Origin of the sequence: Chitinophaga fulva (assembly GCF_012927205.1) — a bacterium.
Classification (GTDB): Bacteria; Bacteroidota; Bacteroidia; order Chitinophagales; family Chitinophagaceae; genus Chitinophaga; species Chitinophaga fulva.
This window is the reverse complement of the sequence record NZ_JABBGC010000001.1, coordinates 3,903,472-3,915,078: the sequence shown is the minus strand read 5'-3', so window position 1 is coordinate 3,915,078 and position 11,607 is coordinate 3,903,472. Positions and strand designations below refer to the sequence as shown.

Annotated in this window: 10 protein-coding genes; all 10 read right to left on the bottom strand. The window is 50.5% G+C overall.

Features of this window, described 5'->3' with window-relative positions; genetic code table 11:
* Nucleotides 1-20 precede the first annotated feature (20 nt).
* Nucleotides 21-626, bottom strand: coding sequence for a nitroreductase family protein (locus tag HHL17_RS15915; RefSeq protein WP_169225669.1), 606 nt, complete (start codon nt 624-626; stop codon nt 21-23).
* On the bottom strand, nt 623-2,479 hold the full coding sequence (locus HHL17_RS15910) for an IucA/IucC family protein (RefSeq protein ID WP_240975386.1): 1,857 nt from the start codon (nt 2,477-2,479) through the stop codon (nt 623-625). Before HHL17_RS15910 ends, HHL17_RS15915 begins: the two co-directional genes overlap by 4 nt.
* Before the next feature lie 2 nt (nt 2,480-2,481).
* Entirely contained in the window at nt 2,482-3,060 is a 579-nt protein-coding gene (locus HHL17_RS15905; protein WP_169225668.1) for a GNAT family N-acetyltransferase, read from the bottom strand.
* 2 nt (nt 3,061-3,062) lie between these two features.
* Nucleotides 3,063-4,235 carry an MFS transporter gene (locus HHL17_RS15900; RefSeq protein ID WP_206155998.1) on the bottom strand — a complete coding sequence of 391 codons (1,173 nt, stop codon included), beginning with the start codon at nt 4,233-4,235 and terminating at the stop codon, nt 3,063-3,065.
* Nucleotide 4,236: 1 nt separating this feature from the next.
* Nucleotides 4,237-5,556, bottom strand: a complete 1,320-nt coding sequence (locus HHL17_RS15895; protein WP_169225667.1) for a lysine N(6)-hydroxylase/L-ornithine N(5)-oxygenase family protein — start codon at nt 5,554-5,556, stop codon at nt 4,237-4,239.
* 212 nt (nt 5,557-5,768) lie between these two features.
* A complete protein-coding gene (locus HHL17_RS15890) occupies nt 5,769-6,428 on the bottom strand; it encodes a response regulator transcription factor (RefSeq protein WP_169225666.1) in 660 nt (219 codons plus the stop codon).
* 56 nt (nt 6,429-6,484) lie between these two features.
* On the bottom strand, nt 6,485-7,690 hold the full coding sequence (locus tag HHL17_RS15885) for a PepSY-associated TM helix domain-containing protein (protein WP_169225665.1): 1,206 nt from the start codon (nt 7,688-7,690) through the stop codon (nt 6,485-6,487).
* Nucleotides 7,691-7,695: 5 nt separating this feature from the next.
* Complete coding sequence (locus HHL17_RS15880) at nt 7,696-8,403, bottom strand: hypothetical protein (RefSeq protein ID WP_169225664.1); 708 nt, start codon at nt 8,401-8,403, stop codon at nt 7,696-7,698.
* Between the two features lie 20 nt (nt 8,404-8,423).
* Nucleotides 8,424-10,796: a TonB-dependent receptor gene (locus HHL17_RS15875; protein WP_169225663.1), complete on the bottom strand. Its 2,373-nt coding sequence runs from the start codon at nt 10,794-10,796 to the stop codon at nt 8,424-8,426.
* Nucleotides 10,797-10,966: 170 nt separating this feature from the next.
* The gene (locus HHL17_RS15870) at nt 10,967-11,575 is read right to left on the bottom strand and encodes a DUF6630 family protein (RefSeq protein ID WP_169225662.1); all 609 of its coding nucleotides are present in this window, start codon (nt 11,573-11,575) and stop codon (nt 10,967-10,969) included.
* Between the last annotated feature and the right edge of the window lie 32 nt (nt 11,576-11,607).

The window sequence follows — 11,607 nt, the reverse complement described above, 5'->3', positions numbered from 1 at the left end:
TCATTAAGCGGGTCAAAAAATCAATAGAGCCAGGTCGTTTTTTTGTCAATGCCGGTGCGCCTTTTAGCGCTGTGGTGCTTTTGCCGGTCGTAATAACCCATATAAAAAAATCCGAGGCACTGCTCATGGTCTTCCAGCCAGTGTTCGCGGGCGTATGCAACACAGGCATCGCAGCTGTCCCAGTAGGCGCCTATGTCGTACGCCTCACAGGTCAGTGCCATATTCTGTACAGCACAACACACAGCTGCCATTTCTTCCCATTCTTTTATGTCGATCTTCAGATGACGACGCAGTACGATGACAATGATACAGGGGGCTTTCAGCGGGTACAGTCTTGCCCGCTCATGCCTGTTGTGTGGCCATTCATCAGCGGATAGCCGTTGCCGGTAGTATTCCGCCAGGTACTCCCCGAAAGGCGCACGCTGACTGTCCTGTAGGACGATGAAGCGCCAGGGCTGTGTCATTTTGTAAGTCGGCGCCCACGTAGCATTGGTCAGTATCTCCCGGATAATATCTTCCGGTATCGGCACGTCCAGGTAGTCATCAGCAAAGATGCTCCTTCTCTGGCGGATGATGTCCGTCAGCACCTGCTGCCGGACATCCCGTTTCTCTTCCCACATGATCATTGGCCAACGGTATTGGCCAGTGCTGCGGGAACTGTTGTGGTGCGTTTGAACGGCGCTATCGGGTTCTGTAACATCCCTGCCAGCTGCAGGCTGCCGGCCGGATCGGCGAGGTCCACCATCTGCCGGTTGTTCCGCAGCTGCAGCCGGTTCAGGCAGGAGAGAATAAACTCAGGCGCAAACATATCGTACTGTTCAAACTTAGCGGCATGCTGCGGCTGGTCATCCTGGTACGCATATACGCAGGCAGCCACCTGCTGCCAGAAATCTTCTTCGCGGTAATCACATTTTGTCACCAGGATATTGGACAGGAAACGGAAGAAACAGTCAAACACGTCGGTGAGTATGCTCAGTATCCGCAGTTCTTCCGGCACGGTAACGCATATACGCCTTCCTTTCTCTGCAATGTCTGTATTCATGCGGAAAACGCCGATCTCTTCGGTGATATCCTTCATGATCGCTTTTACCGGTACCTGGTTTTCCAGCACCAGGATCAGGTTTTCGCCATGTGGCATAAACACGAGGTCGTGTTCATAGAAACAATGCAACAGCGGCGTCAGGTAGGCCCGCAGGTAACGTTCCAGCCAGTCGTGGATGGAAAGGCCGGAAGCGGCGATCAGCGCCGGCAGCAAAGCGTTGCCCTGGAAATCGGTATGCAGCAGGGCGGCCATGGTCATCAGCTGTTGACCGGGTTGCAGCACCTTAGCCGGACTTTCCCGCCAAAGGCCTGCCAGCATTTTGTTGTAAGGCACGTGTTTACCGAAAGGCTCGTAGTAGAAGTTCCTGTATCCTACGGTGGCTACTTCGCACAAGAGTGTAAATCCATTCTGTTTCAGGTAGGGATCTTCTCCTACATACTTCCGGATCCATTCCGTAATAGGTGGTGTGCTGTCCATGTAATACGGCGTCAGTCCGCGTACAAAACCCATGTTCAGGATAGAGAGGGCTGTTTTCGTATAGTGCTTCTCCGGGTGACTGATATTGTAGAACGTGCGGATAGACTGCTGCGCGTTAAACTGATCGGGGCTATAGCCCAGGCATACCAACTGCTGATTGGCCAGGTCCGGCGCACAGATAATGGCGAGCTTATTGAACCACTGCCAGGGATGCACGGGTATAAAGAAATAGTCATCCGGTGAGAGCCCGCTGTCTGCCAGTTTTTTATTAAAGAGAGACAGTACGTCCGCACCCAGTTCAGCGGCGATAAGTTGCTGATAAGGCAATTCATCCACTGCGCTGTAGGCGGTACGGCTCTTATGCCCGGCAAGCCATATCAGGCGGATCGGTTGATCTGCCTCCGGCGCATATTGCCGGTAGTCGTTGGCATCAAAACCGATGCGGCCGTTGTTGGCCACGAAACAGGGATGACCGGAAGTCATGGCATGCTCCAAAGTCTGATAGTCTGACCGTACCAGTTTATCCATAGGCAACTGTGGCCGGCTCATCATATAGGCGCTGCCGTTAAGCGTGCTGGTAATTTCTTCCAGGTAGGCCGGAATATTCTCCCTGCTGATATTCAGCTGGCTTTGGAATTCCTGTATGAATAAAATACTGTCCAGTGGCAGTTCCTGGCTGCCACCTACTTTCCGGATGGTATCTGCATCGATGGACCAGTGGTTGAGGCTGAGCAACCGCGCCCGGAAAAAATAGGTAGTCTGTTCCGCATCAGGAGCGTGTAGCCGGTACTGTGACCATTCCTGGTCATCACTGATCCATTCGGGCTGCAGCAGGAGTTCATGGGCAAACTCGCTGATGATCTTTGCCACATGGAGCCTGTTGGCCTTTGCCCAGAGGGCTGGTTGCAGATGGCTAACTACTGTTTCAGGGGAATTCATGATAGTGTCGTTCGTATACATATTCAGTTATTTTTCTTTGCATGAAAGTATTGCTGCCTGGTACAAAAAGCCAGGGCAGCGGTTTTGTGGGGCAGTTGCACCTCCTTCACGTAGGTGAAACCAGCCTTTTTATTGAGGCGATGGATTTTTTCGTTGCGGGCATCGGGTTCTACCACTACCCTGTTGTGTGATGGGTTTTCAAACAGGTAGTCCATCACGATGGAGAACACCTGCCAGGTGAAGCCATGGACAGGCTTTTCCGCCGGGCCGATCAGTATATGCATGCCTATGTCTCCTTCTTCAGGCGTATAAAAGCTGCCGATAAGATCATGCGCCGGATCGTAACATTCGCAGAGAAAGGCCGTTTTCCCGTTTATCTTCCCGATCAGCGCCTCCGCGTGCGGGTTATGATGGATAGCGGTATATTCTGCCAGCACTTCTTCGTATGTTTTGTAAGTCATCCCCCAATAGTGGGCGTAGGGCTGTGTCACCCAACGATAGATTTCCGGTGTGTCCTGCTTCAGGTCCATCGGCCATAGATCCACTATTCCCAGTGGATGATGAGGATTGGTATATGCTGGTATTACATTGACTGTTTTCATGATCAGGACTGATTAACCGGGTGAACATGCGGGCGCGCCAGCTGGTAGTACATCGCGGCCACCAGCAGGTAACCGGCGAAAGCCACCACAAACGGCACATTCAGCGGGTAATGCTCCACCAGTACCCCGGCGGAAAATGAGGCCGTCAGCACGCCCAGGTTTTGAAAGAAATGGATCTTGCTGTATTCAACAGCATAGGACGCAGGATCGCTGACATGAAACAGCAACGCATCAAACCGGACGGCCGACTGAAAAAATGCCCAGCCATAGAGGCAACGCCCGGCGATGATAGCGCCCGTTGAAGGCCATGACTGTAGCAGCAGTCCGGCCAGCGCCAGCAACAACGCCGGCAGTATAGCATGCCAGGGCGAATCCGGCACTTTACGCCGCCGGTTCATCCACAGCGCCAAAACCGCTACCGCTGCGGGAATGGCGTACACCGCCCCGGAAACGATCCGCAGATGCACCGCCGATACGGTCTCCCAATACCGGACAAAAAACGGCCGGATGATAAAATCGGCATAGTAAAAGAACAGCGTGATCACACTCAGCCGCAACACGGTGCCTGAAGGCAACAGCTCCGACCAGCTACGTGTAGGCTGCTCCGTTACCACCGGACCGGGAATGTCTTTCCGGGAGAGCAACAACCAGCCACTCAGCCCCGCCTGGAAAAAGTCGCCGGCAGCCATGCCCAGGTAGATGTACTGCGGCTGCATCCAGTCGATGACCATCCCGCCAAACACCGCCCCCAGCACGCTGCCCAGATGAATAATCACCGACAGGATGCTGATAACGCCTACATGTTTGTCCGTGGCCGTTATACGGAGAATGAACGGATACACCAGTAAATAACTGCCCTTAAAAATGATGATGGCCAGCGATACTACCCAGAACAATGCATAGTGGGTAATAAACGCGCAGGAAGCCGCCAGTATCCCCGCTATCACTTGTGTGTACACCAGTATGCGCAGCTCCGGGATACGCCGCGACACCATGGCCCATATCGGAAACGCTACCATCACGGTAGCGCACACGGCGCTGAAATAGGTACCGGTGATCCGTGGGTCTTCAATACCAAACCGGGAAGCAAAGAACAACGGATAAAACGGATGCATCATATAATCACTGACCACCGCCACCAGTGTCATGAGTATCAGGTAAAATCGCAGCGGCATATTATATCAGGTGAGGTTGTACAGGTACGGTTTCCTCGTCGGCATCCACAGTAAACTGCTGGAAGGCAATCCGCTGTTCAATCGGATACACCTCACGGCCCAGCATCTCCCGGATGATCCAGGCATTGCGGTAGCAGCCCATGCCCAGATCGGGCGTTACAAAACCGTGGGTATGCAGCTCTGCGTTCTGTACGAAGATGGAACCGGCGGCATCGATGGTGTAGTTGCGGTTCACCGCAAAGCGGCCTTTCTCATCCAGCTGCACTTTGTGCAGCACCGGCTCCATAAAATCGGGAATGCGGTGCGTGTAGCCCGTTGCCAGCACCAGCCCGGAAGTCTGATGGGAATAGTATTTCTCCTGCTCTTCCTGGAAGAAGGTGAGCCGGAATCCGTTTGTTTCATCATGCGTGATTTCCCGCAGGTCAGCATTGGTGCGCAGGGAAATGTCAATATCGGACACCAGCTTCTTGGCATAGATGGTATCAAAGATCGAAGCAATCAGATCGTTGTTGATGCCTTTGTACAGGTGCTTCTGGTGATGCAGCAGATCATCTCGTTTGGCCTGTGGCAGGTTATAGAAATAATCAACATACTCCGGAGAGGTCATTTCCAATGTAAGCTTGCTGTACTCCAGCGGGTAAAACCTGGGGGAACGGGTGATCCAGTGCAGGGAGTAACCATAAGTATCGATGTCTTGCAGTAGATCATAGTAAATCTCTGCGGCACTCTGCCCGCTGCCAACAATGGTGATAGAGCGCTGCGATTGCAGCTCGTGCTTGTGTTGCAGGTAATGGGCGGAATGTATCGCTTTGCTCATCAACTCCCGGCAGTTGGCGGGCACATAAGGCACCGTACCGGTGCCCAGCACCAGTTTCCGCGCGCGGAGCAACAGCTGTTCACCTGCGGCGGTAACGCCGTGCAACAGGTAGAGCTGTGCCGCTTCGTCGTACTCAATGTTTTTCACCGCTGTATTAAAGTGGACCTCCGGCAGTTGGCGGATAGCCCATTGGCAATACTGGTTGTATTCATTGCGGAGCATTTTGAATTGCTCCCGGATGTAAAAAGCGTATATGCGTCCCTGTTCCTTGAGGTAATTCAGAAAACTGAAAGGGTTGGTAGGATCAGCCAGGGTAACATGATCTGCCAGGAAAGGCACCTGTAAGGTGGTGTCTTGCATCAGCATCCCGGGATGCCAGTTGAACTCAGGTCTTTTGTCGAGGAAAATGCCATTCAGGTCCGGAATAGAATGGGTGAGGCAAGCCAGTCCGAGGTTAAAAGGGCCAACGCCAACAGCCGCAAAGTCATAGATCTTTTTGTCCATAGAATTTTCATTTAATTGATAGCAGAGCATTAAAAGTACAAGTGTTACTTCCCAACAACAATCGCCTGGCGGTGGTAAAAAAATGGTAGAAAGATGGTAGGCGGGTTAGCCTGATCATGGTATACAATGCGGAGGTATTGCAGTAGGACAAAAAACAGCGGGGCAGCCGTATTATACGGCTGCCCCGCTGTTTTGCAGGCAAATGGCCTTATTTAGGTTTCTGGTTTAACGATACCGGTTTCCAGTGCGTAATTGCACAACTCAACGACAGAGTGTATCTGCAATTTCCGCATGATATTCCTGCGGTGTGAGTGAATGGTATGCTGGCTCAGGTGCATGGCACCGGCGATCTCTTTGTTGGACTTTCCGGTTACTATCTGACGGATGACTTCTGTTTCCCTGGCGGACAAGCCTTCCGGCGGGCAACAGGCAACGGAAGGGGACTTTTTTCTGTCGGCCAGTAATAAATCAAGGGCAAAAGTGCAGAAAAACTTCTCCCCTCTTAAGGCACAACAGACAGCCTGATGGATATCTTTCTTTTTGCAGTCCTTGGTAAGTACACAGTATATGTTACTGTCCAGCAGCTTAAAGATATCCACTTTCTTTTTCTGGCTGGAAATGAGTATCACCTTGCATTCCGGGATAACAGACAAGGTATGCAGCAGTTCATCGGCATCAAAATACGCCGGGTCATAGTCCAGTATCAGGATCTCCGGCTGAAAGGTGAGTAAAGCAGGCCGCAGCTCTTCGCTGTTGCCTGCCTCTTCAATCTGGTAGTTATTTTGATGATCTGCTAACAAACTTTTGATCCCTTCTCTGTAAACAGGTTGCGCATCCGCCAGTATAATACGGGTCGTTACTGTACTGTTCATTATGCTGATAACACTTTACAATGACCTGTTTGGACGCAGAAGATATATGGTTAATGTTACTTCAGGGTTACCGGTTCTTGCTGCCGGACTTTTTTAGGATGACTGTTTTTGTTCACATGCGGCACCACCTGTTTTTTATTCCTTCTTCCCCACCAGATATAAAACCCGGTGACCGGCAGTGAAGCTGCGATAAGAGAGGCCAGGAAGGCCAATATCTTTCCTGGTATGCCCAGCACGGCGCCCACATGTATGTCGTAATTCATGGCATTGATCCGTTCACCATTACCCATATCCGCGAAGGTGCGGCGGGTAAGCATGGTCCCCGCATGCTGGTCGTACTGCATGCGCGTAGCTTTGTACAAAGGTTTGCCGTCTTTGCGGGCAAACACGGATACGGCCGCTTTGTCATTCTTCGGAACACTCACAAAAAAAGTAGTCCCCTCCGGGGCCTTCACCACGGCATCTGCCAGTATTTTCTCCAGCGAGTATACGTTCACGTTAGTTGTGTCTGAAAACACCGGGGCGGGTAATACCGTCGGTTTGCCGCCGTTGGCAATCCACTGTATACCGTTGCTGACCCACTGATAAGAGATCACCAATCCTGTAACGGAGATGACCAGCAGTACGATCATGGCATAGAAGCCCAGGATATTGTGCAGATCATAATTTTTGCGTTTCCATTTGGTAGAATCTTTCCATTTGAAACGGAAGCGCTGTTTGGCGGCAGCTTTGTTGGCCGGCCACCAGAGGACAATCCCGGAGATCAGCATCACCACAAAAATAATCACGGACCAGTTCACGATAGTCCCACCGACCTTTGGCCCGAGTAAAAGATTAATATGGAGATTGACCACCGTATTAAAAAATTCCCATTTGGTATTTTCTATCTTCAATACTTTTCCCGTGTAGGGGTCCACGTATACCCGGTAGAAATATTCCATGTAGGCAGCGTATGTCAGCCCTTCCGGATTTACTTTCAGTGTCCGGAACGACACGCTCCTGTCTGCCCCTAACGGCACTTCTGCCAGTTGCAGCTTGTACTCGCTCCCTACCGCCGCCTGGGCTTTTTCCATGATAACGTTCATGGGCAAACGTTGAGCACCGACGGGCGCCTCTACAAACATCCGCTGCCGGTACACCACCGGTTTCAGCTCATCAATGAATGCGTAGATACACCCGGTGATGCCCAGTATAAAAACAACCAGCCCGGACGTAAGTCCGAGCCAGCGATGTATTTTAAGGATAGTCTTTTTTAAGGGCATATGGATTATTTAGTTACATCCTTGCAATAGGTAACGCAATGCCATACACGCTCATAAGGTTTCCCTTCATGATCTCCTTTTTCATCTTCGGTGAAAGTGCCTTCCAACAGATATCTGCCGTTCCAAACCGGTACATAGGAGAAAGCATCCTGGGTGCTTTTTACTTTTTTGGTCCAGCCATCAGGAGACTGCACCACCAGTTCAGCCTTAGGCAGCGTGGTTTTCGTTTTATGCAGCAGGGAAACTTTTTCCGGCACGTTTATTTTTTTGGGAGCAGCGCCACCTGTCAGCAACACAAAATCATTCTGTTTCAGGTTATCCAAACCTTTGGCATGATTCACCTGCACGATACCCTGCGCATAGTAGCGGATTTTGCTGCCGCTATACACTTCCTGCACGGTATGATCGATGTACAGCACATAAGCCCCATCTGTTTGTGGCGTAAAAGTAGCTTTGAAATGGTTGCCGGCCGGCGTGCATTCCAGTTGCTGTTTTTTACCGGAAGGATCAATGAGATAGAGTTTAAAATCCCGCATGTTGCTGAACCAGTTCTGGGTGGAGTCGCGTTCGTTCTCAGCATACTCGCCGAGGAACACTTTCACTTCCTGTGCCTGTCCTTTCTTACCGTTTACAATTGTTTCTATCCAGAGAGCATGTCCAAACGCTGTCGCCATGCAGCAGCATAATAAGGCTGAGAATAATAACTTTTTCATATTTATATCCAGGTTTAAGTTTAAAAACGATAGCCAACGTTCATCCGTACGTTACGTCCGGGTTCTGTTTGCCAGTAGTAGATTTTATTGCCATAACCATCCGCAGAAGGCGCACCGGTGAACAGGTATTTGTTCAGCACATTATTGACCAGCACATTCACGCTGAATTTGTTGACCGTATATCCGAGGCCTGCGTCCATCCGGAAATAGTCGGGCAGGAAGTTTTCACTTTTGTCATATACCTGCCCAGCTACACGGCCAGCCTGGTACTGATAGCCCACATTAGCACGAAGCCCTTTCAGGACACCGTTGCCTATGGTGTAAGTCAGCCATGTGTTTTGAATATGTTTGGCGATGCCGGGCACATAATTACCTTGTAATTCAGGCTTCGCGTCTTTGGACACAACGCCATCGGTGTAGGCGTAATTCACGACCATGTTCAGGCCTTTCACCACTTCTCCCTGGAGGTCTACTTCCAGTCCCTTAATACGCTGCTGGCCACTCTGACGACTGTAGATGAAATTTTTGGTGACCGGATCAGGGTGGTCCAGATCGGTAGTCAGCACATTGTTTTTAGTGATCTGGTATACCGCCAGTGTGGAGGTAAAGCGGCCTTTGAACCAGTCGCGTTTGATACCAAACTCAATATTGTCACCGGTCATGGGACCAAATGCTTTTCTCTCCCAGTCCAGGCCGGGATTCTGGATAAAGCTGACGTCATATACGCCATATATAGAGCTGTTTCTGTCGAAGGAGTAGCTGACACCGAAGCGGGGCGTGAATTTGCTGTCTTTATTGGTGCCGTCATAAGGACTTATCACGTTGTTGGTAGTGTAGCGGCCGGCCAGTGTTACGCGCAGGCGGTCTTCAAAGAAGCCGATCTGGTCCTGCAAATAAAAGGCGCTGTAGCCATAATTATATTGCACCCCACGGGTACGGATATCCGCAGAGCGGTCCCATTTGGGCTGCGTTACGCCTCCGTGTTTAGGTTTATAGATATTGAAGGTAGAATCGCCAAAAGCAGCGCCCTGCGCCCAGTCAGCGTAATAGTTGCTGTATTTCATGTCTACGCCGCCGAGGATGTTATGCGTCAGCGCACCGGTACGAAAGGTGCCGTTCACAAATACCTGTGCGGTTTTATTGAGCCCCAACGCGTCCCAGATATTCATGTTCCGTTGTAACAGGCTGTCATTTCCTTTTGTGGAGAAACCGGAGGGCCACATACTTTGACCGGTCTGTTTGTAATGGAAATAACCAAACTGCGCGGTCAGTTTCCAGTCGGGGTTGAACTTGTGCTCATAAAAAGCCATCAGGCTGTTATCGCTGATTTTGGTAGGGTCCATATTACCTTCTATCGTGGTGAAATTCATCGGCAGATCGCCATAGCCACGTTTAGAGAAGGAGTAGTTACCACCTATAACAGGCAACTGCATGTACTGGAGGTTGTATTCCAGTGTGACGGAATTCTTCTCGTCTATCAGGTATTTCACTACCGGAGCGATGCTGTAGCGGTTGGTATAATCGAAATCGCGCCAGCCGTTTTTCAGTTCACCGGCGAAATTAAGGCGGTACAGCAGTTTGCCGTTTTTAGACAGCTTGCCGTCGAGGTCCAGCGTGGTGCGGTAGTTGTCATAACTGCCAAGGGACAACGTTACTTCTCCCTGATCGATGCCGGTAGGTTTTTTGGTCACTACGTTGTACATGCCGCCGGGCTCTCCGTTGGACATCATAAAGCCGGCGGGGCCTTTCACGAATTCGATCCTGTCCACCATGCTCATATCTTCCGTGAGCGGGCTCCAGGAGCTGATATAAACGTTCATGCCGTTGCGCAGCGAGCTGGCGCGGGAGCCACGGACCTGGATATTGGAATACATGTCCCAGTGGCCCAGCCGGGAGGCGCCGCTCACGTTGCGGGTAACGCCCTCATGCATGTTGAATATCTGTTGGTCTGCCAGCACTTCTTTGGAGACTTCAGAAATACTTTGTGGTATCTCTACTAACGGTGCATTGAGGCGGAGAGAATTGGAAGGGGTGAGGACGGTATATTTGTTATACTCTCCTACAACGGTCACTTCCTTCATCTGTTGACCGGAAGCACCTAATGTAATAGTGGCCTGGGATATCTTATCCGTTTCCACCTCTACTTCCTGCGATACATTTTCATATCCGATCAGGGATATCACCAGGGTATATTTACCGGGTTTAACCCTTTTGATAACAAATTCGCCATTGGCGTCTGTGAGGGCGCCGTGATTGGAATGTTGTATTCTAACGGTAACGTATGGTGCGGGCAACCCGTCTGAGGTAAGCACTTTTCCTTTGATGGCAGACAATATATCGTCTGCTGCGGCCTGTCCGCACAAAGCGAACAGGAATACTAACAGTATAGTCAAGCGTTTCACCGGGATTCGCAGATAGTATGGCTCCATGATATCTTTTACATTTTGCGTGCAAAAGTAGGGGCTGCTCATCCCGGTATAGTTACGCCATCCGGAAATTGATTTTCGCAATCAGGAAAAATCGCTAAAAATTGTCATATAGCGTGGCAATCAGTATCCATACACTAGATGTATTCGGTGATGACCGGGAAAGAGGTTTTGCCTTTCTTATCAAAAATCTCCTGGCCGCAGCGTTCACAGGTACCTTCCTCGTCTATTAGTTCTCCCCGCTTCACCTGCCATACGTTCATCGAGCCACAAGAACAGTAGACGGTATACAGTACCTCCCCGGAGAGCTCTCCAAAGGCCCGCCACTTTCCCAATGGGGTGGATTGTTTTTTGAGGTTCTTTTTATTGTTACCTGGTATCAGGCCGATATAATAGCTATCGTTGCCACGGTCCAGCAAGACAATGATAAAACCTTCTTCTTCCAATAAAGTCTGAAATGATGTCAACAGGAAAGGAATACCGTCGCCGGCTTCAAAGCCGGAAGCTTCCGCCTCCATAGACGTATAAACGCTGTCAATATCCAAATGAAAGCCTGGCTTGAGGGCGTGTAGCCTTGCCTGCAGGAAATTCCCGATCTGCCTGGGTGTATCCTCCCCTTTCCAGTCGGTGACGGTCAGGTATTGTTGTTTCAACAGCGCGTCGAGCAGTTGTTCATCATCGGTAGCGGTGCTGAGTAGTTTTTCTTCTTCGGGTAAAACGAGGTAACGGAGAAAGGTTGCATTCATCTTGAACGGTTGTGTGTTTTTTTAAATCGGTT